Source organism: Halomonas sp. CSM-2 (assembly GCF_002119345.1).
Taxonomy (GTDB): domain Bacteria; phylum Pseudomonadota; class Gammaproteobacteria; order Pseudomonadales; family Halomonadaceae; genus Vreelandella; species Vreelandella janggokensis.
Genome location: NZ_NBYR01000022.1, coordinates 16,846 through 42,661, shown reverse-complemented (window position 1 = coordinate 42,661; position 25,816 = coordinate 16,846). Strand labels below are relative to the sequence as shown.

General features: G+C 53.7%; 23 protein-coding genes and 2 pseudogenes. 11 read left to right on the top strand and 14 right to left on the bottom strand.

Annotated elements, in window-relative coordinates:
• Positions 1-39 precede the first annotated feature (39 nt).
• The 3 genes from B7L15_RS16850 to B7L15_RS20040 all read right to left on the bottom strand — a co-directional run bounded on the left by B7L15_RS16850 (position 40) and on the right by B7L15_RS20040 (position 2,746).
• The gene (locus B7L15_RS16850) at positions 40-525 is read right to left on the bottom strand and encodes a hypothetical protein (protein ID WP_085920084.1); all 486 of its coding nucleotides are present in this window, start codon (positions 523-525) and stop codon (positions 40-42) included.
• 527 nt (positions 526-1,052) lie between these two features.
• Positions 1,053-2,354, bottom strand: coding sequence for an IS1380 family transposase (locus B7L15_RS16845; protein WP_085920083.1), 1,302 nt, complete (start codon positions 2,352-2,354; stop codon positions 1,053-1,055).
• Between the two features lie 134 nt (positions 2,355-2,488).
• Complete coding sequence (locus B7L15_RS20040) at positions 2,489-2,746, bottom strand: helix-turn-helix domain-containing protein (RefSeq protein WP_085920082.1); 258 nt, start codon at positions 2,744-2,746, stop codon at positions 2,489-2,491.
• Positions 2,747-2,870: 124 nt separating this feature from the next.
• Between B7L15_RS20040 and B7L15_RS16835 the strand changes: the two genes are divergently transcribed.
• From B7L15_RS16835 to B7L15_RS16810, 5 genes and pseudogenes are all read left to right on the top strand, one after another.
• The gene (locus B7L15_RS16835; protein WP_085920081.1) at positions 2,871-3,110 is read left to right on the top strand and encodes a hypothetical protein; all 240 of its coding nucleotides are present in this window, start codon (positions 2,871-2,873) and stop codon (positions 3,108-3,110) included.
• The gene (locus B7L15_RS16830) at positions 3,103-4,329 is read left to right on the top strand and encodes a site-specific integrase (RefSeq protein WP_085920080.1); all 1,227 of its coding nucleotides are present in this window, start codon (positions 3,103-3,105) and stop codon (positions 4,327-4,329) included. Before B7L15_RS16835 ends, B7L15_RS16830 begins: the two co-directional genes overlap by 8 nt.
• The gene (locus B7L15_RS16825) at positions 4,316-5,281 is read left to right on the top strand and encodes a TraI domain-containing protein (RefSeq protein WP_085920079.1); all 966 of its coding nucleotides are present in this window, start codon (positions 4,316-4,318) and stop codon (positions 5,279-5,281) included. Before B7L15_RS16830 ends, B7L15_RS16825 begins: the two co-directional genes overlap by 14 nt.
• Before the next feature lie 893 nt (positions 5,282-6,174).
• Positions 6,175-6,914, top strand: a pseudogene (locus B7L15_RS16815) (IS5 family transposase).
• Positions 6,915-7,146: 232 nt separating this feature from the next.
• Positions 7,147-7,680, top strand: a complete 534-nt coding sequence (locus B7L15_RS16810) for a hypothetical protein (protein WP_085920077.1) — start codon at positions 7,147-7,149, stop codon at positions 7,678-7,680.
• Positions 7,681-8,445: 765 nt separating this feature from the next.
• On the opposite strand, the pseudogene B7L15_RS20105 reads toward B7L15_RS16810, so the two are convergent.
• Positions 8,446-9,513, bottom strand: a pseudogene (locus B7L15_RS20105) (IS1380 family transposase); the annotation flags it as partial.
• A 298-nt stretch (positions 9,514-9,811) separates the two neighbouring features.
• On the opposite strand from B7L15_RS20105, the gene B7L15_RS16795 reads away from it, so the two are divergent.
• Both B7L15_RS16795 and B7L15_RS16790 read left to right on the top strand, forming a co-directional pair.
• Positions 9,812-11,191, top strand: a complete 1,380-nt coding sequence (locus tag B7L15_RS16795) for an IS1380 family transposase (protein WP_432414724.1) — start codon at positions 9,812-9,814, stop codon at positions 11,189-11,191.
• Positions 11,192-11,462: 271 nt separating this feature from the next.
• Positions 11,463-11,972: an IS701 family transposase gene (locus B7L15_RS16790; RefSeq protein WP_085920073.1), complete on the top strand. Its 510-nt coding sequence runs from the start codon at positions 11,463-11,465 to the stop codon at positions 11,970-11,972.
• 36 nt (positions 11,973-12,008) lie between these two features.
• Here the strand turns inward: B7L15_RS16790 and B7L15_RS16785 are convergent.
• The 8 genes from B7L15_RS16785 to tnpA form a co-directional block, all read right to left on the bottom strand.
• Positions 12,009-13,239, bottom strand: a protein-coding gene (locus tag B7L15_RS16785; protein WP_254902971.1) for an IS3 family transposase whose coding sequence is annotated in 2 segments (ribosomal slippage) — positions 12,009-12,942 and positions 12,941-13,239 — 1,233 coding nt in all. Because the reading frame shifts where the segments join, the coding sequence is not laid out codon by codon here.
• 144 nt (positions 13,240-13,383) lie between these two features.
• The gene (locus B7L15_RS19610; RefSeq protein WP_176243718.1) at positions 13,384-13,548 is read right to left on the bottom strand and encodes a hypothetical protein; all 165 of its coding nucleotides are present in this window, start codon (positions 13,546-13,548) and stop codon (positions 13,384-13,386) included.
• Between the two features lie 149 nt (positions 13,549-13,697).
• On the bottom strand, positions 13,698-15,443 hold the full coding sequence (locus B7L15_RS16780) for a SulP family inorganic anion transporter (RefSeq protein ID WP_085920072.1): 1,746 nt from the start codon (positions 15,441-15,443) through the stop codon (positions 13,698-13,700).
• A gap of 2 nt (positions 15,444-15,445) precedes the next feature.
• Positions 15,446-16,681, bottom strand: coding sequence for an NAD(P)/FAD-dependent oxidoreductase (locus tag B7L15_RS16775; RefSeq protein ID WP_254902970.1), 1,236 nt, complete (start codon positions 16,679-16,681; stop codon positions 15,446-15,448).
• Between the two features lie 86 nt (positions 16,682-16,767).
• Positions 16,768-17,196, bottom strand: a complete 429-nt coding sequence (locus B7L15_RS16770; protein WP_085920070.1) for a TIGR01244 family sulfur transferase — start codon at positions 17,194-17,196, stop codon at positions 16,768-16,770.
• A 27-nt stretch (positions 17,197-17,223) separates the two neighbouring features.
• A complete protein-coding gene (locus B7L15_RS16765; RefSeq protein WP_085920069.1) occupies positions 17,224-18,132 on the bottom strand; it encodes an MBL fold metallo-hydrolase in 909 nt (302 codons plus the stop codon).
• A 186-nt stretch (positions 18,133-18,318) separates the two neighbouring features.
• On the bottom strand, positions 18,319-18,546 hold the full coding sequence (gene tnpB, locus B7L15_RS16760) for an IS66 family insertion sequence element accessory protein TnpB (protein ID WP_176243717.1): 228 nt from the start codon (positions 18,544-18,546) through the stop codon (positions 18,319-18,321).
• Positions 18,543-18,911: an IS66-like element accessory protein TnpA gene (gene tnpA / locus B7L15_RS16755; protein ID WP_254902974.1), complete on the bottom strand. Its 369-nt coding sequence runs from the start codon at positions 18,909-18,911 to the stop codon at positions 18,543-18,545. Before tnpA ends, tnpB begins: the two co-directional genes overlap by 4 nt.
• 1,023 nt (positions 18,912-19,934) lie before the next feature.
• Between tnpA and B7L15_RS19945 the strand changes: the two genes are divergently transcribed.
• The 4 genes from B7L15_RS19945 to B7L15_RS16735 all read left to right on the top strand — a co-directional run bounded on the left by B7L15_RS19945 (position 19,935) and on the right by B7L15_RS16735 (position 23,088).
• Complete coding sequence (locus tag B7L15_RS19945) at positions 19,935-21,089, top strand: hypothetical protein (RefSeq protein WP_085920067.1); 1,155 nt, start codon at positions 19,935-19,937, stop codon at positions 21,087-21,089.
• A 105-nt stretch (positions 21,090-21,194) separates the two neighbouring features.
• Positions 21,195-21,623, top strand: a complete 429-nt coding sequence (locus B7L15_RS16745; RefSeq protein WP_085920066.1) for a hypothetical protein — start codon at positions 21,195-21,197, stop codon at positions 21,621-21,623.
• Positions 21,624-21,669: 46 nt separating this feature from the next.
• On the top strand, positions 21,670-22,374 hold the full coding sequence (locus B7L15_RS16740; RefSeq protein ID WP_085920065.1) for a C39 family peptidase: 705 nt from the start codon (positions 21,670-21,672) through the stop codon (positions 22,372-22,374).
• Positions 22,375-22,575: 201 nt separating this feature from the next.
• Entirely contained in the window at positions 22,576-23,088 is a 513-nt protein-coding gene (locus B7L15_RS16735) for a hypothetical protein (protein WP_085920064.1), read from the top strand.
• Positions 23,089-23,132: 44 nt separating this feature from the next.
• Here the strand turns inward: B7L15_RS16735 and B7L15_RS16730 are convergent, their stop codons facing one another.
• Both B7L15_RS16730 and B7L15_RS16725 read right to left on the bottom strand, forming a co-directional pair.
• Positions 23,133-24,224 (bottom strand): transporter, encoded by a 1,092-nt coding sequence (locus B7L15_RS16730; RefSeq protein WP_085920063.1) that lies wholly within the window; start codon positions 24,222-24,224, stop codon positions 23,133-23,135.
• Positions 24,225-24,262: 38 nt separating this feature from the next.
• Positions 24,263-25,654, bottom strand: coding sequence for a sigma-54 dependent transcriptional regulator (locus B7L15_RS16725; RefSeq protein ID WP_085920062.1), 1,392 nt, complete (start codon positions 25,652-25,654; stop codon positions 24,263-24,265).
• Positions 25,655-25,816 lie beyond the last annotated feature (162 nt).

The following is a 25,816-nucleotide window of genomic DNA, read 5'->3' as shown; positions in this document are numbered from 1 at the left end:
CCTTTTAGAGTTTTAAGTAAGTCTATATTTATAATTCAGCTATAAAGCTCGGATGCTCTGCCCTTTTTTACTGAACTGCTCTTCCACCCGCTTCTTCTCAATATGCTTCTCAAGGAAGTTGAAGCCAACCTCAATGATATTTTTTAGTAGCTTAAACAACTCAAGCTCTTTATCTTCACCTGTATCTATCTTTGACTTCAATTTGTTGATGGCAATATAACTATAATCGCTATCAATTAAGGTCAATGTTCTAAACATAAAGAAACTATAATTCTCGATATCATTAGGCGGTCTTATAACCACTTTAAATGGATCTCTTATAAAGCCTAGTATTTTATTAGGGTCAATAGTTATTTCAAAAATACCGTCTTCATTGATATCTTCATACTTATCATAAGCATAATCACCGCCTAATACGTCTTCTATACGGATCGTATGCGGGTTGCCATCAATAACGAACTTTATATTGATATCAAACATAAACTTTTTAGGTTCCGCTATTTCAATCTCATAATCTAATTCCATAAATCCTCTGCCGTATGTGGTTAACTGGGGAGCATTAAAGCCTTTCCAAAACTAAAAGTCAATTTTGTGGAACGGTTACTTTTTGATCTGTCAAGCCCTAAAAAGCACTTTTTTAAGGAAGCCGCGCGGATTTTGATACCATGTTTATTGATATCAATTACTTAGCGGTTTATATTTTTACGAAATAAAATGCATGATCGTTATTAACTATCGTAAAATCGATAGTCGATCATAAATTACAATCGAAAAAGGTGTTTTTTATATTGATTTGGTGGAAATAAGGGAGTATTGCGTATGTAGGTGAGCTATACAGGGTCATGGACCTTCTTCCTGTATATCGCCGTGAAGGCTTCTAAAAGCCTCTCTAACCTGGATTTCTCATAGCACCTCAGCCAGTACCGCACTCAGGCTAACACCGCTAAACACCTATTGGCTCGACTTACATCGGCTACTTTTTAACCACTTTTCGTCGTTCAGACACACCTCCCCCTTCCCCCCATTGCGTCGGGCCGGGGGMGCCCGAGCAGTCAGTTCGGCACCAACCGCCTGACGAGATCGGATAGCGCCGTTTTATAGGGGTAGCTGTCACTCATGAGTACGCGGATTCGACGCGTATTGCGGATGATGACCGCGCCTACTTTGATGAGCTTGAGCCTCAGGTTGCTCGGACTCATGCGCGCGAAGGGCGTGTGCTTCAGGTAAGTCCGTAACCGCTCGAACAGYGTATAAGCGAAGCCCGACAAGATYAGCCGCCACTGATTGGCCCACCAGTGCGTGCTGGAGGTMCGGTCAGCRAACAGGCTCAGTTGTTGATCCTTGATCCGGTTCTCCATGTCACCCCGGGCACAGTACTGCTCGTAGTAAAGCTTGAAGCCGTCATCGTAACGGGAACTGATGATAAACCGGGGATTAGAGCCCAGCTCGCCTTCTTCCAGACGGGCCACCACCCAGCGTGGGTATTTCCAGGAGTGKGCTTGATACTGGAAGCGGAACGTCCCCGCTACTTTCCCTCCCACCTGCCATTGGGTCTTGCGCACCAGCATCATGGGGACGTCCACTTCCTTGAGCAGCCGGCTGTTCTTKGCGATTCCCACGATGTAGTCGACGTGATGCCGATCACACCAGTTCAGCATCCGGGGACGACAAAAGTGGCTATCACCYCGTAACACGATRCGCGTATCGGGCCAGTATTGACGGATAAAGCGTACCAGTAAGGCGAGGATCGCCCAGCTATGGCGGCTGTCGCTGCGGTCACTGRTGCGCAGATAGCTCACCAGTAAGTGGCGCCCACAGAAGACATACAGYGGGAAGTARCAGTGGTGATCGTAATAACGGTTAAAGAACTTGCCGGGTTGCTCGCCATGCACGGGGATGTCGGTGCCATCAAAGTCCAGCACGATCTCCTTGGGTGGTTCGTCATGCTGTTCAATGAAGTGATGCCASAGCAACTCATGGGCCTTCACTATKGCTTGCCGATCGGCGTTCTGCTCCACCCGGCACAGCGTCGAYTTGCCTGCCAGCGTATCCTCTTCACCGAGYGCTGTCTGAAGGGCCTGATCATAGCGCAGGGCCTCATGGTCGTTGAAATCTTCRTAGCCAGCGGCGACACCGAACACCCGCTGACGAACCARAGTGTCGAGCTTATGACGAACCTGTTCCGGTGCGCGGGGATCATGAAGCACGGYGGCCAAGCGGCGTGTCAGGCGATGCTGTTTATCGACTTCACGAAGCAGGAGTAATCCGGCGTCCGACGTAATGTGGCCCCCGGAGAAGTCGGCTTCAATTTGGCGGCGTGAGAGTGGCGAGAAGGTCAGYTTTTCAGGTACCATTTTGGAAGCGGCTGTTGGTGCTTGATGGATTGGTTAGGTTCTTGAAATCATAGCACTTTCAGCCGCTTTCTTTTATACCCTGTGAGAAATCCGGGCTAGCGCGCATTTTTTATCTCCGTTGATTTCACCAACGCTTAGTCTTTTGGTATAGCCGCGTCATCTGGCGCTTTAACTTCCTTGATATGCGTTACTAGCTGCTCAATTTCACAGTCAAAGTAGTAGCAGAGCTTATCTAGGTTATCCGTCACCGTACTATGCCCTGGATGGTTGATGATCTTAGACAGCGTCATTCGATTAATCCCTGTCTCTTTGGCAATTTCCCCGATCGTAATTCTTCGCCTCTCTGCAAACTCCTTGTCCGCTATTAGCTCCTTTAAGTGATACCTAATCATCCCAATCCCCAAAAAAGATTAAAAGAATTATCAAAAAGCCCTTGAAATAATCAAATGAGCGTATATATTTCCTATAGAGCGATTAACGAAATTATCAATTGATCACTTTAGAGGAGATAATCGCATGGACGTTACATTTTTGACAACGGAAGAGCTTGCTGCCCGCATCAAATACGATGCGCGTACGATTCGTCAGCAACTCAAAGATAGCGTTCTGATTGAAGGCACTCACTATATCCGCCCCTTTGGGCGTCGGAAAATCCTCTATATCTGGGAAGTCATTCAGGAAGAAATGCTGCAAACAACCGCTCGCCAGCAAGAGCTTGCAATTCCGATGGCAAACGGAGGCATGTGCCATGGGTAAAGTTCGCGCTCGCAAGGAAAGCAAAAAGCTGTTTATCGACTTCCGCTATAACGGCCAACGCTTTCGAGAACAAACATTGCTAGACGACAACGCCAAGAATCGCAAGCAGTTAGAGAGCCTTCTTCAGCGTATGGAAGCAAAAATGCTGCTTGGCGACTTTGTCTATGCTGATTTTTTTCCTAACAGCAGCAACTTGCAGAAATTAAAAAACGAACGTTCTCAGGAGTCGCTAGCTTCTAAAGCTGACGAAGCCTTAGAGACAGACACTCCCCTGTTCAGCGACTTTGCGGCGCAGTGGTTTGAAGAGAGCAAGATTCAATGGCGCTCATCGCATGTTCGCAACGTCAGCTCGATTCTCGACAGTTCACTCATTCCGGCCTTTGGTCAAAAAGCGATGGGTGACATCACCAAAGCCGACATCATGGGGTTTCGGGCCAAGCTGGCCAAACGCAAAGGACGCAGTGCCACGGGGGTAATATCGCCCAAGACGATCAACAGCCACATGACCATTTTGCGGATGGTGTTGGATGAGGCGGCAGAGCGTTTTGATTTCGAAACGCCCTACAAGAACATCAAGCCGTTAAAGCTGCAGAAAACCCATATCGAGCCGTTCTCCCTGCAAGAGGTGCAGCGCATCATCGATAACGTCCGCCCGGATTATCGAAACTATTACACCGTGCGCTTTTTTACCGGGATGCGTACCGGCGAGATTGACGGTCTCAAATGGAAAAACGTTGATTTTGCCAAGCGGGAAATCCTGGTGCGCGAGACACTGATCAACGGGGAAACGGAGTACACCAAAACGGACGGCTCGCAACGAGAAATCCCGATGTTCGGTCAGGTATATGACGCCCTCAAAACGCAGTACGCGGCGACCGGGCATAAGAGCGCGTACGTGTTCTGTAATCAGTTAGGGCAGCCACTGGACCACAACAACGTCACCAAGCGGGTGTGGTACCCGCTTATGAAAGCCCTTGGGCTGAACAAGCGGCGGCCCTACCAAACCCGTCATACCGCCGCGACGCTCTTCCTGGCCTCGGGGGAAAACCCGGAATGGGTCGCCCGCGTTTTGGGCCACAGCTCCACCGAGATGCTGTTTAAGGTCTACTCACGCTACGTTCCTAATGCCACGCGCATGGATGGCTCGGCCTTTGAGCGTTTACTCGGCAACACCCGTCCTGTCACTTCTCGGAAGGAGGGTTCCCATGAAACCGCTTGATGCTCACCGCCCTGCTCACCCTCCCCATCTTGCCCGCTCTTTCACGGGCACCTACCGGCTCACAGGACGCGTGGTGTTTTTTGATGATGTGAAAACGCCTTTCTTGAAACTGCGGTTAAGTGATTGCGAGGGGGATCACGTGGCGCTGCTGAATTTGGATAAAACGTCGGTACCCGAGCGCATCGGTCACCTGGATACGGTGACCGCCACCGGCGTTAAGGGCTTGTCGAGCCCGTTCATGCTCCACGAATTTCGCCCAGCGACGCAAGACGAAGTGGCCTCGCTGGCAACGCTACAATCGTTACCCCGGGTTTACTGCCCAGTGCGGGAGACCTTTGACCAGCTCGTATCAACTGCTCAGTCGCTGCACTCAGCGCATCTGCGTGAGTTTTTGACGCGCGTGTTGGAACGCCAGGATCGCATGGAGGCCTTTTTAAACGCCCCGGCGAGCGTGTCGTATCACCACGCCTATCCGGGTGGCTTGCTGCAGCATTCGCTGGATGTGGCCAACAATGCCGTGGCGATGCTGCGCCTTAACGAGCCTGACACATCACGCCTCATGCAGGAAACGTGCTTCGTCGCGGGGTTATTGCACGATATTGGCAAAACCTACACATACGATTCGAAAGGCAAACCGAACGCCGCCTGGAAACTCTGCAGCCACGATGCGTTTACCTTGGAAGCCTGCGCCTACGGGCTGGCGTATTTGGATCAGCATGCGCCTGACCTGGCGATCATGCTGCGCCATGTATGGACATGTGCCTCACCTGGGGCTCGGTATGGCCAGCCGGCCGCGATGACGCTAGCTCGCTATGTTCGTGATGCCGATGGACAGAGTGCGATGGCCGATAACCAACAACGGGCGTTTAGCCGCACCAACGGTTGGGGCTTTAGCCGTCTGGGTCAAAATCTCTTCTGGCGACCGGAAGGACCCACGTTACAGCCACAATAGTAGTCGGTATGAAACCACCCTAATGCCGCCAGCGGATTTCGTTTGGCGGTTTTTTATACGTCAGATGTTGGCCAAGATCAGGTTTTCAGTGAGTGCTGATATAACGCCAGCTTCGATCTATTGGTTCATGAATGATATGACTATCCGCAAGAAAGGCCGCCATTCGATGGGCGGGATCACTGGTTGGCAAGAAACGGATGCACTAAAATCGACGCTTTCGAAACGACTGACGGATTCGCTAGGGGCCACGTTGGCTACTCAGTTCAATATTTATTAGAGCCATTGCATGTGGCAATTCTAGGAGATACGGTTTCTTCCATTTGTGGGTCAGCTCAGTGAATGAAGCAGGCTCAAATCGTGGTTCCTACACTTTAAAGTATGGTTACAGTGTCCTCGTTATAAAGAGATACCCTGTTGAAGCTCGGAGCCGTACTGAAAGCTGGGGTATCGGACTTCTATTGGGTAATGCCGGCTTTTGGACATCTTGAAGGCGGTAAAGCGCAAGCCCCCACTGCGGCCGGCACGCATGCCGCCGTGTAGGAGCCCATCTGAAAGCGCTGAACAGAATTTGGACACCAATATCGAATTTCATCCCAGTTGCAGCGCCGAGATCTTGATCAAAGCAGCGACCAATTCAGGGAACTTTGAGCTTCACTAGCAGTGGTCGAACAGTATTCGGGTGCTTTGGCCGACCAATGCCACTCTCATGGTATGGTCTAAAACCTTGACCGACATGCAGCAAGCCACCATCGATGACCAGGAAAACCCAGTCAATGTGATCCACTCGCACAAACTCTACTAGGTCGTGTTGACGTTTTAGCGAAGATGATTTGGCAGGATAGGGACAAGCTCGCAGAATAGAGGTTCTCACGCCAACAAACTGCGAGCCTGCGATGCCACGACAAATGCTCACGGATGAACACTGGTCGAAGCTAAAACCTATCCTGCTTCAACAAGGTATTTATGACAAGGCCAACTTGCGCACCACTGTGGAAGGCATTCTTTACCGAATGCGCGCTGACTGCCAGTGGCGGGATCTGCCAGAGGCGCCTGGGCTTTGGAATACTGTCTACAAGCGCTTTAAAGCCTGGTCAGCAGCTGGAAAACTGATGATGCTTTTCAAGGCGCAGGTGGAGGATCTGGATGTCGAGTGACTATTCATTGATGGCTCCCAGGACAGTGCATGGGCCGCCACCGATGAGACAGAAGCCATTGGTAAAAGCCGTGCAGGCAACACCAGCAAAACTCATCTGGTCGTTGACGCTTTTGGCCTTCCCTATACCTTACCTTCAGGATGACGGGCGATGAGGTTCACGACAGCACAGAAGCCCAGGCATTGATTAACGACTTGCCGTCAGGTGATTCGCTGGTGGCTGGCAAAGGCTATGACAGCGAGCGTATCCGTGAGCAGGTTAAGGCAAAGGGCATGGAGGCTGTGATTCCACGCAAGCGTAACTCGAAAAAGGGAGATACCAGCCTGGACAGAGGGTTATATCGCTATCGGCATCTTGCCGAGAATGCTTTTGCTCAATTGAAACCGTATCGCGCCATAGCGACGCGATACGATAAACTGAAGCGAAACTACGAAAGCATGGTGGCCTTGGCCTGCGGCTTTTTATGGCTACCCATGTGAAAGATCAACAGGCGCTAAGCGGGTGAAAAAATCAGCTAGGACACGATAACTAGCCATTAGAATTGCAACAGGGGAATCAATGCGCCTATTGGCAAGTTTCTCACTTATGATAAGTCAGTTGCACGCCTATAAAAGCTAACGCATAATCCTTCGGTATTTTGCGCTGCCACTAAGGCATGCCATACACATCGAAATACCTAAACAAACTGCGCTCTAGTAAGGGAAGCTACCAATGGACTTGAAAACAATCCTCTTAGCGGCGGCTTGCATTGTCGTCATTATTGGCATTGTCAAAGGATGGGGCGAAGACAGATCAATCATCGTCTTTCAAGATTTTGACGACTTAGGGCTAACGTTTTTAGTGCCTGCTTCAGGTTTCGGCATAATGATTTTATTTAACTGGATGGGGGCGAACCCAACCGTAGGCTTGGGACTAGGCTGCGCGATTTCATTATGGCTTCTAGTAAAAGTAGCAAGAAACACTCATGTCTTAAACGGCTGTGATATAGGAAGAACCACGCTGGCATTAGCAACCAAGCTTCCACTCTCCCTCATCTGGGTGCTCAACTTCATCCAAATGCTAAACCCAAGCGGTAAAACAGCAGCTCAAAGGCGTTCGAGCCGAGGCCAAGCCATGGTGCTTCTAGCTATCTTCACTCCGATAATCGGCGCACTCGTTGTTGAAAGAAATGGAAGTTACTTCAGCCCCGCGAACTGGATCAAAGGTCGACGTGTTGGGAGTGGTATTCGTGATCACCTGAATTAATAGCCCCACTAGCTAGGGCAACTTTTAACTGCCCTAGCTTTCCTGGACTCAAGCAATAAGCCGCCCACCATATGCCGTGCTTTTTGCCGATTGAAGTGATTATAGCTTCCTCCCGATCCCTGGATAGGGAGTGACAGACCTTGGCAGTGGCGGATACCCGGTAGTTTATTTCCTGACGGCTTGATCTCTATCGCCCGCTGGCGAACCCGCAAAGCCAACGCGCATCTGCTGAAACGCTTTTCTTCCTACTTCGGTCTGGACTTTAATCGTATAAAATCCCGACCCGACTTTGACGAGATGTGCCACTACGGCGCTATCGCGTCATGAAACTGTCCGAACCATTGACTGACTGAGAAGCCCCTGAATATAGCGTAGGGCATCGCACGTCTCAGAACGCGGAAAGAGAGGGCCTAACCGCTTTGCCAGGTCATCCAACAATGCTGAGACAGAGAGATCAAGCTCTTACATTCTTCACCCTGTGATCGCTTTCATATCAATCACATGCATTGTAGCTTATGCAGTTACGGCTGAAGTACTATCTGAATCCGTGATGGCGGCGTCGATACTTTCCCCATCACCGCCAGCAAGCATTTTTTGACCACCGATACCGTCTCAATCGACCAACACATGCCTGCGAGGGCCGACTATTGTTGCGTCGTCGACGACGACGATCTGTTTTGTCAGGCATTTCCACCGGCCGGGCACGGTGATTCTGACTAACGGTGTCCGTTAGCCCGCTGCCTGGCTGCCTTGTCCGACAGACGATCAGCATGGTGACCCTCTCGGGTAACGCAGCCGAGTGTGCAGGGTGTTGAGCACCGTCATACGCCCAATATCCTGCCCGAAGTCTAGGGTGATCTGCCTCGCCCTATGGATCACCAGAGCGGCGCGATGCACCAGTTCCTGTAATACGGTGCGTATTCTGCGTCGCTTTGCGGGATGGCGGACCGGACTTAGCTCGCCGGTCATGCCTAGTTGACCCATCAGCCGCAGGATGTTGTAGGCCAGTTGGGCGAGGTGCAGGATCAGGTCGTTGGTGGCGAACTTCCCCGACGGTAACCGCTCCAGATCGAGATCGGTCTTGATCTCGCTATGGAACTGCTCGTGGGTGGCATGTGCCTGATAGCGCTTGATCACCGCTTCAGGCGACTTGTCCAGGCTGGCCCACCAGCCTTCCAGCTCATACGCCGGTTCGAGCAGCAATTGGCCATCCCGATCGGCGGTGCGCTCCACCAGGCGCATCACGCGCTTGATCACATGCTCGACTTTGTCGACCGTGATCGAGACGCTCTGCACCCACGCCGCCCAGCATTTTCCGGGCCGCTCTTCCTGCCAGTAATCCTCGGCGACAGCACACCAGGTGGACAAATCGGCCTTGGCCGAATCCCGGGGGTTCCACTTGACGATATAGTCGAGCTGGCGTCCGTCTTCGGCAAAGGCCTGGCGGTGTTACTCGATCAACGCCAAATGGGTCTTGCTGTCGAAGCCACTGTCTTCTCGCAGCAGCATCGGCTGTTCAGTTAAGCCTCGGGCACGGGGCAGCACCCGCTCCAGGAAGGCGTTGCTCTCCTTCATGGGGCGCTGCTTGCCAGGACGCAATTCCAGGCCCAGACACCAACATTCGTTGCCCAGGTAGGCGGCGATCGGCGTGTAGCCATCGATCTTGTGATGGGTTGGCGAAACGCCTTCTTTCTTCGAGTTACTGTTGTCCATGACGAAGGTATCGATATCCAGGCAGGCGTGCCCCTTTTCGGCGATGATGGGTGCTTCGACCAGCGACAAGAGAGTGGTCGACCAAGTCGCGGTGCGAGTCTGCAAGTCATTGGCAAATAATAGATAGGCCGGCATGGCTGGTAGGGGTACGGCGACTGGCGCGGAACTTGACGTTGGGCATGGCAGTGTACGGGCAAATGGCAGTATCGACTATATTGCCATGTAGTTCAGTAGGTTAGAAACGTTTTAGAAGGTCGGTCTCACGGATTCAGGTACTAGTACTACAGCCGTAACTAAATAAGCTACAGTATATCCCGGCTTATTCATGAGATCGGTCTGAAAACGAAGATAGCGGATGGTATTCTCTTGAAAATTCAGTGTGTTCCGCCAAGAACCTGAACCAAGAGAGCCATCCGCCATGGGTGAAACCCTAACGACATGGTCGCCCTCGTGCAACGGCTCTGTCCGTGTTGAGCTGAGCGGCCAGCGCACCACCAGCGACAGCGGCGCTCTGCTGCTGCGTGAAGCCCTCGACAACAGCGGCGTGGTCGAGGCGCTGGAAGACAATCTGGTCGACCTCCGCAACCCGCTACGCATCCACCACTCGCTGGCCAGTCAGTTGCGGACTTTGGTGCTGCAACGGGCGATGGGCTGGATCGATCTTAGCGATACCGACACGCTGCGCCGCGACCCGCTCTGGCAGTTGGCCTGCAGTGATGCGCGAGGGATGACGCCCCTGGCCCAGCACCGGCCGTCTCAAGCCACGCTGTCGCGGCTGCTGAGCTGCCTTGGCCGCAACGACAATATCGATGCCGTGCATGAAGGCCTACTGCGGCTGGTGGTCTGGCGCCTGACCTCGCTGAAGAACGGTGAGCGTCCCAGGCAGCTGACGCTGGACATCGATGGCCTGCCGATCGAGGTGCATGGCCACCAGGGCGGGTCGGCCTATCATGGCCTGTATGGGGCCCGCATCTACTCGCCGCTGGTCGCCTCGCTGGCCGAGACCGGCGACATGGTGGGTGGCCTGCTGCGCGAGGGCAACGCCGGCCCGGCCGAGAACGCCGACACCTGGATCCCGCATCTGGTGCGGCGACTCAACGAGAGCACCGGCGCCCAGGTTCGCGTGCGCATCGACGCCGGTTTTACCGACAACGACACGCTGGCGGCGCTGGAAGATCGCGGCATCGAGTACCTGGGCCGGCTGCGCAGTCACACTGGCCTGCAGAAGTTGGCAGCGCCACTTCTGAAGCGGCCACCTGGCCGGCCACCCGAGCAGCCTCGCGAGTGGTGCCACGATCTGGAGTATCAAGCGGGCTCTTGGTCGGCACCGCGTCGCGTCGTGCTGGTGGTGCAGGAACGCCCCGATGACCTGCTGCTGCATGCCTTCTTCCTGGTCACCAACCTCGGCAAGTTCGACTGGCCGCCGGAGAAGGTCCTGGCACTCTACCGCAAGCGCGGCAGCGCCGAGGCGCACATGGGCGAGGTGAAGTCGGCGCTCGACGTGCACCTCTCGTCGACGGATCGCGGCGCCTCCACCGTTCAGGACGTGATGGCGCGCAACGAGGTGAGCTTGCTGCTCAGTCTCTACGCCTACCAGGTCCTGCATGGCCTGCGCTGCCTGCTGGAACGGCAGACCCGGCAGGGCTGGAGTCTCAGCCGGATGCGCGAGCAGGTGTTGAAGGTCGCCGCCACGCTGAGGCTGCACGCTCGGCGAATCACCGTTCATTTGGGGGCCGCCGCCGACAAGTGGTGGCCGACGCTGCTGAAGGGGCTGCCGAAGCTGACCGCACTGAGCTGACGCTCCTGCGAGACCACCACGGCATCAGAAAGCGAGCGACCGGAGCGGCGGGCGGCGATCACGGCTGCTTGGACGGTCGCAATTGATTCCAGCTAGCTATAAGAAAGCGGGAAAGAGTCAGCATTCTGGCATTACTCAACGACCATTCGCGCTGAAGAAGTCAATCTTGATGAGCGATGCCACCAGCCAGGACCTTCAGACCGCTCAATCAGCAACCTCGTGAATGAGGCGGGTATATGTGATTGATTTGGACCCGATCACAAGGTGAAGAATGCAGGAGCTGGCTCTCTCTGTCTCAGCATCAGTCGATGACTTAGCTGGCCGGTTAGGCCCTATTTTTTCGCGTTCGGAAACGCGCCATCGTGCTCTACGCTATATCCAGGGACTGGTCAGTCAGTGCGAACGTAAGAATAGCTGGCATCTTGCCGAGTTGCTCGTGGATCCCACGCCAGACGGGGTGCAGTATCTTCTGGATCGCGCCCGTTGGGATGCGGAAGAGGCACGCGCTGTTCTCCGCCAATGGGTCATTGATACGTTGGGTTCGCCTGACGGTGTCTTGGTCCTGGATGAGACAGAGTTTATCAAGAAAGGTCAGCATTCGGCGGGTGTTCAGCGTCAGTACAGTGGTACCGCTGGCCGTGTCGAGAATAGTCAGATCGGTGTTTTTCTTCTCTATGCCAGTCAGGCAGGGCACGCCTTTTTAGATCGCGCCTTGTACTTGCCCAAGTCCTGGACTCGAGATCACGAGCGCTGCTGGCGTGCCGGCATCCCCGATGATTAAAGTGGACCCCATCGTCAAGACAGAAAACGTCCCGATTTAAGTTATCGTCTCGGCCTTGGCTGCAGCTGCACAGCGCTGCCCTGTGTCATGGTCCTGAGCGGTGTCACGTTGATGACCAAAGTGATCGGGAATGGCGGCACCGCCGCCAGTCCCCAACGCATACACGGTGTCCGGGGTCTGGTTCTCCAGCGATTGGTGAGGCCGCTGGGCGTTGTAGAACGAGAAGTACGCGGATAGGCCGAGGGTCAGCTCTCCCAAGCTCGCATAGCCCTTCACATACACGTCCTCGTACTTGACCGTCCGCCATAGCCGCTCGACGAAGATGTTGTCGAACGCGCGCCCACGGCCGTCCATGCTGATGGCGACGCCGGCTTGCTTGAGCACCCCCGTGAAGGCCTGGCTCGTGAACTGCGAGCCTTGGTCACTGTTGAAGATCTCCGGCGTGCCATGTAGCCGCAGGGCGCTTTCCAAGGCGTCGACGCAGAAGGACGCCTCCATGGTATTGCTCACCCGCCAGCTGAGCACCTTGCGGCTATACCAGTCGATGATGGCGACCAGGTACACGAAGCCGCGCGCCACCCGAATGTACGTCACATCGGTACTCCACACCTGATTGGGGCGTGTGATCGACACGCCGCGCAGCAGGTACGGGTAGACCTTGTGCTCAGGATGCGGCCGGCTGGTCATGGGGCCCGGCGCCATACCTGCCAACCCCATGCCGCGCATCAGCCGCTGCACGCGCTTGCGATTGACGCGAAAGCCATGGCGACCGAGTTCCACGACCATCCGGCGGCTACCGTAGAACGGCCATTGCGTGTAGATCTCATCGATCGCATGGCAGAGTTCGACATCCTGCTCGGAAGGCTCCGTTGGCTGCCGTTGAGCGTAAACGGTGGACCTGGCGACCCCTGCCAGGGCGCACTGGCGGAGCAGCGGCACTCGGTCGGCCGCGTCGATCCAGCCGCGGCGGATCATGGCAGGTTGATTCCGGATTTTTTTTCAGCCAGTCGAGCTCCATCTTCAGACGGCCGATTTCCCCGTAGAGCTTCTCGTCTGACTGGTACTCGGGCTTTGGCTTTGGCCCGCGCTTCTTGTCGAACAAGGAGGCGGAGTCCGCCAGGAGGGCCTTCTTCCACTGACCGACCTGCACAGGGTGGACACCGAATTCCTGAGCGATTTCGTTCGCCGTCTTCAGGCCACGGACAGCCTCCAGGGCGACCTTGGCCTTCAGCTCCGGTGAGTGGGTGTTACGTTTCTGTTTCGACATCTCTGGTCCCTTCGAAATCGGCCTCGGCATATCTTAAACCAGTGTCTTGATTTCAGGGTCCACTATAGTCCGCCGGGCGATGCCGAGAACCGTGCACATGCGCTGAATGCCTTACGATGTTGATAGAGAGAGGCGTACTCTACTTCAGGCTTTTAACAAATTAGACTGCGGCTTTTTTGCAATATTAATCTCTTCCATCTTCTTGGCCAGGGTTTGCTCGCGCTTTGACGCTGCTGGACCTAGGCCTTGTTTTGGGAGTAGCGGATACGAATCTTCTGGATCTAAGCTGCTTGCCTTGCCATGAGTCATCTAGTCTCAGTGTAATGTCTTAACTAGTCTTCTGCTGCTGGGCAAGATCACTGATCGATCATGAAATCACGGTTTTTGAAGTTAATCGACCTGATAGATCGTCAACAAAAGGGTTAGATTGGTTGCTGCTAGCTACTGCGCAGACTCTCCTAGCTGGTGGCCAAAGTCGGCGAAGAGAGTACACCGCTTTGTTTGTGTAAAACGCGCCAAGCGTCGTAGGTGGTGAAAAACACTTGGCCAGTGAGTTCGTGATAAAACGCCGTATGCTTTAGGCGATCCATCACCGGCCCTTTCACTTCAGCCAGGTGAAGTATGGCACCGGCATCATTTAGCATCCCATTGATAGCTTCCAAGCTTTCGAGAGCCGAAGCATCAATGACATTCACCGCCTGACAGGTCAGCACGATGTGCTTGAGCGACGGCGAGCGGGCGGCCAGTGTCATCACGGTATCTTCCAGATAGCGGGCGTTGGCAAAATAGAGGCTTTCATCGATGCGTAGCAGGGCGACATGTTCGTCGGTTTCTACCTCATGGCGCTTCACGTTCCGGAAATGCTCGGTACCTGGCACCCTCCCTACTACGGCACTATGGGGCTGACTAGTGCGGTATAGATGTAGCCCCAGTGAGAGTACTACCCCGCTGATAATGCCCACTTCCACACTGTGCAGAAGGGTCAGCAACAAAGTGGCGACCATTGCCACGCCATCGCTACGTGAGTATTGCCAGGTTCGCTTTACCGCAGGCAAATCAATCAACGTCCCCACTGCCACGATAATCGTGGCGGCCAGCGTGGCGGTGGGTAAAAAGGCCAGCAGATCGGTGAGTAGCAACGTCGCCAACACAATCCCGAGCGCGGTAAAAGCCCCCGCTAGCGGCGTTGCCGCCCCAGCTTCAAAGTTGACCACCGAGCGCGAGAATCCACCCGATACTGGCGAGCCGCCGCTAACGCCTGCGCCTAGATTCGCCATACCGAGTGCGATCAGCTCTTGGTTGGGGTCGATACGCTGGCGGCGCTTGGCGGCCAGGGTCTGCGCCACGGACACCGACTCTACAAACCCCACCAGACTAATCAGTAGCGCCGCAGGCAGCAGACCAAGCCATAGCGATTGATCGAGATTCGGCAACGTAATGGCGGGCAGGCCGCTGGGCACAAAGCCCACTACATCTACACCGCGTTGCTCCAGTTGAAAGCCCCAGGCGAGCAATGTGGTCGCCACCACCGCCGAAATAGGCGCGGCTTTAACGATTAACCCCGCCCAACTGGAAGGTACCCCCGACTTGGTCAGCCAGACATTTAAACGCTTGCGACATATCAATAAATAGGCCCATACGCTAAGGCCAATCAGTAGCGTTATCACATTTACCTGCTGCCACTGACCAAATAGCGCACTTAGCAACTCCACTACATTATGGCCGGATGCCTCAACGCCCAAAATGTGCTTCAACTGGCTGATAGCGATTAAAATGCCCGAGGCGGTTACGAACCCGGAGATCACCGGATGGCTGAGAAAATTGACTAAAAATCCCAGCCGCAGTACGCCCATCGCGATGAGAATAAGCCCTGAGAGAGCGGCCAGCACCAGGGCGGCGCCAATGTACTCTGGACTACCAGGCTCTGCAAAACTGCTGAGCGCCGAGGCTGTCATTAGCGCTGCAACGGCCACTGGCCCTACCGCCAAGCTCGCGCTGGTACCGAAGATGGCGTAAAGCAACAGCGGTAGCATGCTGGCATAGAGCCCCATTTCCGGTGGAAGTCCTGCCAACAATGCATAGGCCAGAGCTTGAGGCACCAACATCAGTGTGACAATGACGGCAGCCAGCAAATCCTGCGTCAGCAATCTCCGGTGATAGCTTCGCAGCCAGCCAATTAATGGCACCCAACGTTCAAGTATCATAATTAGCTAAGCCACTCTTTGCCCCGCAGCATTAACCGCCAGTAAATCCACGGCAGCGCTTTGGCTTTTAGCTGCCAGGCAGCTCGGGTGGGACGAGTGCCATCGTTGACCCAGTTAGGAAACGTTGGCTGTAGTTGACCGTTATAGCCAAATTCTGCCAGCACGATTTTGCCCCGCTCAACGGTCAGCGGGCAGGAGCCGTAACCAAAGTACTCAGCGCTCAGCGGCTTATCTTGGAGCGAGGCCAAAACATTTTGAGCGACGACTGGGGCCTGCTTACGCACCGCCGCTGCCGTTTTGGCATTGGTAGTGCCGCTAGCATCGCCCAGCCCAAAAATATTTGAGTAACGTTCGTGTTGCAGCGTATTGGCATTCAGGTCGAGCCACCCGCCTGCATTCGCGAGGCCGGATTCAGCAATTAAAGACGGCGCCTTTTGGGGAGGTACCACATGGAGCATATCAAACGGCCGTTCCACTGTTTGCGAGCCGTTTTCGCTAGCTACTTCAAATAGCGCTACTTTTGCAGTGCTGTCTACAGCAGTTAAGCGGTGCTTATAAGCGGTTTCGATGCCGTAGCGCTCAATGTACGCTTGCAGTGCAGGCACGTAATCTTTCACACCGAACAGCACTTCACCAGCATTGCAAAATGTGGTTTCAATCTGCCCAAGATGGCCCTGCTTACGCCAATGATCGCAAGCCAGATACATAGCCTTCTGAGGCGCACCGGCGCACTTGATAGGCATCGGCGGTTGAGTGAACAGTGCCTTGCCTTGCTTCAGCGACTTCACCAGAGACCACGTATAAGGTGCAAGATCATAACGGTAGTTTGAGGTTACGCCGTTATGTCCAAGCGTCTCTTCCAGCCCGCTGATAGCGCTCCAATCAACCACAAGTCCGGGTGCAACGATCAGGCGTCGATAGCCCAGCGTGTGGCCGCTTGTAAGCACGACGCTATCGGCATCCGGGTTAATGCTTTTAACTGTGGTTTGATGCCAGGTGGCTTTTTTAGGCATCACTTCTGCCATGGGCTTGCGGGTAGATTCCTGCGTAAAAATACCGCCACCCACCATGGTCCAGCCTGGCTGATAAAAATGGTCTTCCGCAGGCTCAATAATTGCGATGGTTAAATCTGATTGGCGATTGAACAAGCTGGAAGCGACCGAAATGCCGCCCGCACCGCCGCCGATGATGACCACATCGTAGGTTGCCGTTTGTTGAGAATTCATAAAGGGCTCCAAAAAAACGTTAATTATTATTAATTTTTGGCTTTTCGCATTGATCGTCCACGCTGCTAATCATTATTTCATTTACATTCAGCAGCTGTTTATGCGTTCTGGCTTTCCAGGGCTTGCCGATGATCCTCAAGATCAAACCCTGCATCTTTGGCAGCTGTAAATAACGTTGCCAAATCGCATTGCTCTGATTGCCGCTTGGCATAGGCCCATAAATGAGTGGCTCGTTTGCCTGTGCGACAGAAGGCCAGAATAGGTCGGGGAAGAGTTGCTAATGAGTCGGCAAACATCTCAATATCTTTCTGACTGTATTCACCAGGTTTTACGGGGATATGCACCCAATAAAGACCTAACAGCTCTGCTTTCTGACGATACGCCGCTTCACCGGGAAAATCCTCACTTTCACCGGGCTGGCGATTACAAATCACCGCGTTAAAACCACGGGCTTTTACCTCTTCCAGCTCATCTACCGACAGCGCTGAGGTGATCTCAACGCCTGGCTCTAATTTCTTCGTTTCCATGGCCACACCTCATAGTGGTTCGGGTAGTCAATCCCAGGCTGCGCCTTCCAGGGCGTCCAAGGGGATCTTTAGATAACTCTTACCGTTGGCTTCGGGCTCCGGCAGGCGTCCGCCAAGAGTATTCACCTGTAGCGCATGCAAAATCAGCTTGGGCATGGGCAGTTCGCTATCACGTTTATGGCGTAGCGCGATGTACTCTTCCTCACTTTTGCCCACCAAGTGGGGGTTGCGAGCTCGCTGCTCGTCAACACGGCTTTCCCACTGCGGCTCCCGACCATTGGGCATATAGTCGTGGCCGGTGAATAGCCGCGTCTTACCGGGCAGCGCGAGAATCTGCTGAATAGAATTCCATAGGGATGTGGCGCTGCCACCGGGAAAGTCGGCTCGCGCGGTACCGAAATCCGGCTGGAACAAGGTGTCGTGAACGAAAGCAGCATCACCGATCACGTAGGTAATCGAGGCTAGCGTGTGGCCCGGCGAGTGCAGCACGCGGGCACTGAGGTTTCCGATGGTAAACGTGTCACCTTCGACAAATAGCGTGTCCCACTGGCGACCGTCGGTGGGCATCTCCGGCCAGTGGTAAATCTCCTTCCACAGCGCCTGCACTTGGGTCACGTATTGACCAATCGCCGTCGGCGCGCCGGTTTTCTCTTTCAGATACTGGGCTGCCGAAAAATGGTCCGCGTGAGGGTGGGTATCCAGAATCCACGCCACGGTCAGCCCCTCTTCCTCGATATATTTCAACAATGCATCAGCGCAGAAGGTGGCCGTTGCGCCGGATTTCTCATCAAAATCCATCACCGGGTCAATAATCGCGCACTGCTTGGTTGCGGGGTCACTGACGATGTATTGGACGCTGAAGGTGCGTGGGTCAAAAAAACCGGCTACGTCGGGCGTGCCTTCTCCAGTACTGCGGGAAAGGGCATAGGTCTGCATGTTTATTCTCCTAAAAACGTTTTGTGATTCGCTAGCTTTGTGCGCAGCTTTTAAATAGATAGTGTTATAAAGATAGCTGATTTTGGAATATAAGCAATAGCGACAAAAAAACCGTCAGCTTGAGGACAGGTAGCGGCGATCAGGTTAAGACGGCGTTGGTAGAAAATCGGTATGGGTTAAAACACATTATCTAGCGCGAAACTTACCCTGGTTCAGGCGCCGGGCGCACAGCCAGATGTCCAGGCCATCGTGGATCAACACGTTCATGCGGTTACCACGGCGATTGACGAACAGATAGGCGCAGTGTGGCCGGGCGGTGCCGAACACCTTCACTACCCTGGCTAGGACCGTGTCGGGATCAGCGCGCATGTTCAGTGGTTCGGTGGCCAGCCAGATCTCGTCGATACGCATCATGACAGCAGATCCCGAAGTAGCGCCCGACACCCCTTCGCATCGGACAATGGCCATTCGAGGGTCACGGTGCCTTTGGGACTCGGCAGTGAAAAGCGAATATGCTCGGCTTCCCGATGCGAGGTCGACGCCGGCGTTGCGGTGCTTGCCGTCGGCACTGGGACAAATGCCGGGGGTTCACTTACCGGCATCGAGTGACGAGCCTCACGAATCCACTTATGGGCCAGATTGGCATTCAGGGCATGCTCCAACGCGATGCCAGCCACTGAGGCATCAGGTTGTTGGCACGCTTCGACGACGCCAGCCTTGAACCCGGCTGTAAAACGGCGGCGCTTTCGAGGCGCCTCAAATACACTTAACTCACTAATAATAGATGTCCACCAAAGAATAAGTGGACATCTAACGTCATCGAAGTCGGGCCTCAGCGGAAGGTGTGTTCACCGGCCGGATACAAACAAGCTGCAGGCATCAAAATTATACGGGTAGCTCCTTTCCATAGACCTACTTGATGAAGAGTAAATTGGTTGCTCCTAATGTGGGTACGCCCGGCGTCCTAATCGAGAGACCACGCGAAGCGTTTGAGAAAGCTCGTGTGCCAATGTCAGGCATGCTCAGATTCTCTGAAGGGTAAACATAATATACTCCTAAAATATCAAATTGTTACCATCTTTATTATTGCGTAAATTAGCCCATTTTTTTCAGAGCCCCTTGTCAGTTACCAACTTTATTTTTTGTTACCAAACTTTGAAGTGCTTATGATGGTGGGGGTATGGCGAATTTGTTACCAACTTTATTATAATTCTACAACAAGACAGTTGCTGCCCCTTTTTCACCAATGTTATTTCCCTTCCTTTAAAACTTCAGCCAAGTTTTCCAGTGGCTTATATATCTCTGACGGATGTTTCAAGACAGTGCTCATGCCCAGTCGATGGACACAATGCGACATGATTCTCAGAGCATCTCTTCCGGTTCGATAAAAGCTTCAGTGCCAGTGGTATCGCATTGGCATTTGATCAATGATCGCATCAGTTTTTTCCCATTCCTTGGTGTAACGTTCTCGTTGCACTTTATGGAATGTTAGAAAACAACTGTTTTTAAAAAGAATACGCTTAAATTTAAGACTTTTATCGTTCAACTGTTCCGCGGGTGAAACACTAATCATAAAGTGACAAACCCAAGGGCAATGTCTGAATAGAATCAAAGTGTCCGGCGTTTATAAATTTTCTTTTCTTACAGTTGATTACATCCAATTGGGTTTTAACTGGCATGGATCATGCTCCTGGGTTGGTGGCTGCGAGCGAGATGCATTCTTCAAGGGTCCAGAATTGAACATTAGGGATGATGGCAAAAGTTCGCAGGCTGCAGCAGACAATTCAAATGGAGACACGAACATGAAAAAGTATCTCGTAGTAGCCGGTACACCTCTACTGGCCATTGTGATGGCCATCTCTACGGCGAATGCCAACCCTAGCGCAGGATTAGCTGAAGAGGTAGATCAGACGGTGGATTCTCAGGCCACCGCGACTGGCGGCAGCAGTGGAAGCGCGAATGGCGCTAGTGGGTCTGGTCAGGGCACCGGCGGTAGTGTCTATGCCAATGTCGACGGCGACTTTGATGAAAGTTCGGATGACAATAACCTCACCAGTGGTAACGGTACCGGTGGCGCTGCAAGTGGAACAGGGATGGGCGGCACCGGGGGGACAACGGGCCGTGGAGGGGATGCTTGGGCAATGAGCGAATCCTACAACACCTCGACCAACGTTATCTCGATGCAAGATATGAGCGCCACTGTCAGTGGCGCTAGTGTCAACGTCTATGGCGGCGGCGGAGCCACTGGAGCTGCTGGCGGTGCTGGCGGTGACGCTTATGCCGATAGCTACGGCGAAGGCACCGGCGGTGGCGGTGGCCAGGGACAGGGTGGCTATGGTGGTAATGCGACTGCTGATGGCGGTGATGGCTATGAAGGTGGCTACGGTGAAGGCTATGCCGAAGGATACGGTGACGGCTCTGGCGAAGGAGGCGATGCGGATGCTGCCAATGGCAATACCGATGCCCAGGGAGGCACAGCCGAAGGCTATGCATCTATCGCAGCCGATGATGTTGATGACGACAACACCAATACGGCCACTAATGGTGATAGCACCAACGGTGACGCTACCGCTAGCTCTGCCGTGGCGGGTGGAACCGCAGGTAACGGTTCTGGCACTGGCTCCGGCACCGGTTCGGCTTCTGGCGCCGGCGGTGATGGCGGTGATGGAGGCCTAGCGACAGCCAGCGGCGGTAACGGCGGTTCAGGCAGCGGTGGCAACGGTGGTAGCGGACAGGGAGTGGGCGGTGACGCCACTGCGGTAGCCGGCAACGGTGGCAATGGTGGCAACGGCGGCAATGGCGGTGCTGCAAGATTGGCAACGGGTGCAGCCAGCGTTTCCGTGGCGGCTGGGGTGTTCGGCGGCATCAACAACATGAACGTGACCACCGGCCTGTACAACGCTCAGGTATCGGGTACCAACGTCGCGGCTCACAGCAATGTGAGTATCGGCAACTGATTTAGAGCGCTAATGGCGCTTTAATGAACCGGGAGCTGGTGGGCGCAAATCCATCGGCTCCCCTGATGAACTGTCCGTATGGATAGGGTGCCGGGAGCCAGTGCCATGAAGGTGTCTTCAGTCAGTTCAATTCAATCCGAGTTACTTGGTCCCCAGCGTGTGCTGACGGTCATTACGCTCGTCTCTTCAATGATCGTCCTGGGAATGACAAAGAGTCAGGCCGACGATAGTCATGCGCTTAGCAGCAATGGTTTTGCAGCGATGCAACGGATGAATATCGAGGAAATGGATAGGGCAAGGGCCAGGGAAGGTGAGGCGATCGTCAATTTCAATACAGTAAAAAGCATCCAGAACATGCAAGCGTCGGTGACAGATACCTCCTTCAATATTGGCGGAAATATGGTTTCAGGCAATATCAGCTTTGCTTCTGATGCCTTGGGGAACTATAGCGGCACAGGCATTTTCAGTGCCGTGACGGGGAATGGGAATTCCATCAACAATGCCGTGGGTATCAGTGTCTTTATCGCCAACTGAGCCGTGATCGGGGTTGGATACACGATTCCCCAGGGAGTGATGCGCCATGAAACTAAGTCGACAACTTTGCTCTGGCATGGTGTCACTCTTTCTTGTTGGCAACGTGATGGTTGCCCATGCCGGACAGGTCGCCATATTCAATCGTTTCGGTAGTTTTCAGGTCGAGGCTCAGAGTCTGCAGGAAAAGGGTTGGGACAGAGTGGTTCGCCAGCAATATGATTTCAGCTGTGGTTCTGCATCTGTTGCGACCTTGCTGACGTTCCATTATCAGCGAGAGACCACCGAGGCAGACGTGTTTGAAAGCATGATTCGTGCCGGGGATGCCGAGCAGATCCAGCGACATGGCTTTTCCATGTTGGATATGAAGCGATATCTGGATGCTCAGGGGCTCAACTCCGATGGGTTCAGAATCAGCCTGGATGACTTTATTCGCATTGGTGTGCCCGCCATTACGATGGTGAACACAGCGGGTTACAAGCACTTTGTCGTTGTGAAGGGTGTGGATGCCAATAATATTCTGATTGGAGATCCCGCGGCAGGTACCCAAGTGGTGCCCAAAGATCACTTTGAATCACTGTGGGACGGAACGGTTCTGGGCGTGCGCGAGGAAATCGAGGTTGCCCGGAAAAACTTCAATAACGAGCAGGATTGGGCCGTGCGCCCCGCTTCACCTCTATCGGTAGGAGTGAGCCGTTCAAGCCTAGGTGCCAGTCTGCTGACCCTTCCCGCCAGAAATGAGATGGGTCGGTGATGAGGAGATACGAAAATGCCATCTCGATCAAGCACCATGTGTAGGCGAACGGGAGTTCGGTGGATTGGTGCAGCGCTGATGATAGCCGCGACCGGCACTGGGGCAGCTTCCCCACAGGCAAGCAATGTAGCGTCAGAACCATTAAATAGCCATTGGGAACCTTCTTCAGGCGTGAGTCTTTACACTGAGGTTATATCCTCATTGGCTGTAAATGATGAATTTCGTCGAGGCGTTGTTATTGCTGAAACAGAGCTCGATCAATTGCGAGCGGGATTCAGTCTTGGTGGGCTCGATGTGGACTTCGGAGCCAGGCTACAGACCCTGATCGATAACAAAGTTGAACTGGTGTCGGTTGTCAACTTTACCAGGGCGGGCGTCGACGTTGTGTCCCAGACATTTCGCGCCCCTTCTGGTTCAGTCAGTCAGGTGGGGCCTGGTACGGGAGTGCTCGTCACTGATATGACGCCCCGAGGCCTAGATCTATCAGGTCTGGCAGGTTTTTCTGGCGTTACCTTGAGCGACGCCAAGGGCTTTACGGCAGCTTTGCAAAATATCACTCGTGACGCCATTGTCAGTGGCGTAGTGAGCAATGCTTCTGGACGCAATATACAGCAGCGTATCGATGTTGATGTTCAGCTCAACAATATTGGGGCATTGAAGGCAGCCAGGCAACGGGCCGCGATTGTTGATTCCTTTGCAGGTATCCTGCGCTGATACGACAGCTGCCGATGAAGCAGCTGTCGAGTTTGTTCTTTCAGCTAAAAAATACCCATACCGATAGGCATGCGAAGTGTCAGGGTAGTATCCGGTGCATCATCGGTGATGCCCAATTCCAGGCCCAGGTTGAGCGAGACATCCGGGTTCAGCTGGTAAGACCACCCGAGCAGCAGGGAGCCAACGTTCAGGGTATTTGAGCTGACCTTAACCGTGTTGCCGGTACTGTTATTGACAAACTTTGTTGTCGTTTCGCCGATGAAGTCGTTTTTGTAGCCCAGCGTAAAGGACGTTTTCGGATTGATTGAGTAGGCCATGCCGAAACTCAATCGAATGGTATCTCCGGGATCTACCTCGCCTATGATCAGGTCGTCATCATCTTGAGTAACTTGCTGATTGACATCATCTTCAAGGTTGAAAACATAGCCAAGGTTAGCGAAATAGACAGCGGGCGCCGAGGGGACGAGCATGGTGAGGCTGGGCTCGAAGGAATGAAAGCCGGTGCCGGTGGTTAACTCCAATGGAGTGCCGGCGCTGTTACGACGAATATCGAAGGGGCCTTCACCGGTGGTGCTCTTGTAGCGCAGGTTACCGATGAAGTAGGGCATACCATTCAGGCCACGGTTTAGCTGGTAGTGGGCGGCAAATTCGATATCGCCTAGTGCATTATTGGATAATTCACGGTTCAACGTAAAATCGGGATTAACTTCTGAGACCGTGACACGGTTCGACTCATCCCGATAGACATAAGGCACTTTCATCTCGAGTTCCAGGCGGTCGGTAAAACCCAGCCGTCCCGTCAGTGAGGCCGTATAGCTATCACGGTCGACATCCTGTGCGGTAAACACCCCGATCAGCAGGGTGCTCAATACTTCGATACCCTCGAAGGTCGTTCGGTTAATGCTCTCGTGGGAGTACTGGAATTCGGGCTCCAGAACCAGCCTGCCCTTGGGGGTCAAGACGCCTCCATATTCTGCCATTGCCTGGACGTCTGGCTGGGTCTCCTGCTGGTCGGGGCCCTGTCCAACGGGCTGGACCTGCGAGTCCTCGGTTGTCTGTTGAGCCAGCACCGGTGTGCAACTGATAAAAGATGCCAAGCCGGCGGTATAGAGGAGTTTAGTGCCACGTGGAGTCATGGTGTCTTTCCTTTTTTCTTTTTGCGTAGTGCCTCGTCCTAACGGGGAGAGACATGGATCGTTTGCCGTTCATGGGGGCAGCCGTTCTTTGCGATACCGTGCTTTTCGATTAATCGGTATAAGGTGACGCGTGAGACACCCAGTTCGAGCGACGCACGCAGCACATTGTGTTTGTTGCGTGCCAGGGCAGACCTGATGGCCTCGAACTCTGCTGCGTCGCGAACCTGCTGAAGGGTATCAATACCCCGGGAAAGTCCATGTCGCCTTTCCAGCCCCATATCGGCGGGCGTAATGAGCCTCTGTTCGCACATGACCATTGAGCGTCTAACCCGGTTGACCAGTTCGCGGATGTTGCCCGGCCAGCGGTGCTGACGCATGACAGTGATACATGCGTGGCTGAATCCACAGACACGGGTTGGTTTTTCGGTTGAGAATTTCTGGAAAAAAAAGTGGGCCAGGGCTTCAATGTCTTCAAGGTGCTCTCTCAGTGCCGGTACCCTGACTTGAAGCACATTGAGCCGATGGTAGAGATCTTCACGAAAATCGCCCCTGCTGACGGCTTCATCAAGGTTGACGTGGGTGGCGGCCAATACCCTGACATCGACAGGAATCTCCTTAAGCCCACCGACGCGCAGCACTTTGAGGTCTTCCAGAAAGCGAAGCAGATTGACTTGTAAATCCAGCGGCAGGTCTCCGATCTCGTCGAGAAACAGGGTACCTCCCTGCGAATGCTCTATGATGCCGACCTTGCGCTGATTAGCCCCGGTGAAGGCGCCTTTCTCGTGACCGAAGAGTTCGGACTGGATAAGCCCGGGGGGTAGAGCGCCACAATTGACGACGTTAAACGGGCCATGGCGTCTGGGTGAATGATTATGAATAGCATGAGCTGTGAGTTCCTTTCCCGTGCCCGACTCTCCGGTGATCAGTACAGGTGCACTGGCACAGGCCACTTTGGCGATCGTTCGATAGAGCCGTTGCATGGTCGGGCTATCGCCAACGATATGATATTCGTCGTCCAAACAGGAAAGAGTCGGGATCCGGTGAGCGCCTTTGAGGTTGGCCATTGCCAGCGCATTCTCCATCAAGGTATCGAGTTTTCTTACATCGATGGGAGGGACTTGATAGGCGTAACAAGTATTAAAAATCCGCTCGCGCGTCTTCTCCTGACTTAACCCATTACGTTCGATGATGGCTACCCAAGAGATATCTGACAGCCGAGAGTGACTATCGATTTCCAAAGGAAGGATGGATGTTGAAGGATCGATAGTGAGCAATCCAACTCGACAAGGTGCTTTGTCGAGCAATTCCATTGCTTGATGAGCGTTGATAGCATGGTTAATTGACCAGCCATACCCTAAGAGCTGTTTTACGGTGTTATGAAGAAACGTCTTGTTTCCTGCTGTTATGAGTTGCCTGGCTGGCTCGATCATGACGTTACCTCATGGTTGCTGGCAACCACTGCTAATAGTGATCAGGCCCTACGTAAGGCAAGTTCTTGAAACGGCGTTTCAGCCGCGCATCATGAGTTATCAAGCCCCTATAGAAAGCACCCTTTTCCAGTCTCAGGCTGAAAATGAAGGGGTAGGTTTTCT

Excerpts from the sequence above, each read along its gene's own strand:
- B7L15_RS16740 (WP_085920065.1), top strand. The coding sequence starts at position 21,670 with ATGAAACTAAGTCGACAACTTTGCTCTGGCATGGTGTCACTCTTTCTT.
- B7L15_RS20040 (WP_085920082.1), bottom strand. The coding sequence starts at position 2,746 with ATGATTAGGTATCACTTAAAGGAGCTAATAGCGGACAAGGAGTTTGCA.
- B7L15_RS19945 (WP_085920067.1), top strand. The coding sequence starts at position 19,935 with ATGAAAAAGTATCTCGTAGTAGCCGGTACACCTCTACTGGCCATTGTG.
- B7L15_RS19610 (WP_176243718.1), bottom strand. The coding sequence starts at position 13,548 with ATGACTCATGGCAAGGCAAGCAGCTTAGATCCAGAAGATTCGTATCCG.
- B7L15_RS16790 (WP_085920073.1), top strand. The coding sequence starts at position 11,463 with ATGCAGGAGCTGGCTCTCTCTGTCTCAGCATCAGTCGATGACTTAGCT.
- tnpB (WP_176243717.1), bottom strand. The coding sequence starts at position 18,546 with ATGATGCGTATCGACGAGATCTGGCTGGCCACCGAACCACTGAACATG.
- B7L15_RS16830 (WP_085920080.1), top strand. The coding sequence starts at position 3,103 with ATGGGTAAAGTTCGCGCTCGCAAGGAAAGCAAAAAGCTGTTTATCGAC.
- B7L15_RS16795 (WP_432414724.1), top strand. The coding sequence starts at position 9,812 with ATGGGTGAAACCCTAACGACATGGTCGCCCTCGTGCAACGGCTCTGTC.
- B7L15_RS16850 (WP_085920084.1), bottom strand. The coding sequence starts at position 525 with ATGGAATTAGATTATGAGATTGAAATAGCGGAACCTAAAAAGTTTATG.
- B7L15_RS16780 (WP_085920072.1), bottom strand. The coding sequence starts at position 15,443 with ATGATACTTGAACGTTGGGTGCCATTAATTGGCTGGCTGCGAAGCTAT.
- B7L15_RS16725 (WP_085920062.1), bottom strand. The coding sequence starts at position 25,654 with ATGATCGAGCCAGCCAGGCAACTCATAACAGCAGGAAACAAGACGTTT.
- B7L15_RS16765 (WP_085920069.1), bottom strand. The coding sequence starts at position 18,132 with ATGCAGACCTATGCCCTTTCCCGCAGTACTGGAGAAGGCACGCCCGAC.
- B7L15_RS16835 (WP_085920081.1), top strand. The coding sequence starts at position 2,871 with ATGGACGTTACATTTTTGACAACGGAAGAGCTTGCTGCCCGCATCAAA.
- B7L15_RS16825 (WP_085920079.1), top strand. The coding sequence starts at position 4,316 with ATGAAACCGCTTGATGCTCACCGCCCTGCTCACCCTCCCCATCTTGCC.
- B7L15_RS16745 (WP_085920066.1), top strand. The coding sequence starts at position 21,195 with ATGAAGGTGTCTTCAGTCAGTTCAATTCAATCCGAGTTACTTGGTCCC.
- B7L15_RS16810 (WP_085920077.1), top strand. The coding sequence starts at position 7,147 with ATGGACTTGAAAACAATCCTCTTAGCGGCGGCTTGCATTGTCGTCATT.
- B7L15_RS16770 (WP_085920070.1), bottom strand. The coding sequence starts at position 17,196 with ATGGAAACGAAGAAATTAGAGCCAGGCGTTGAGATCACCTCAGCGCTG.
- B7L15_RS16730 (WP_085920063.1), bottom strand. The coding sequence starts at position 24,224 with ATGACTCCACGTGGCACTAAACTCCTCTATACCGCCGGCTTGGCATCT.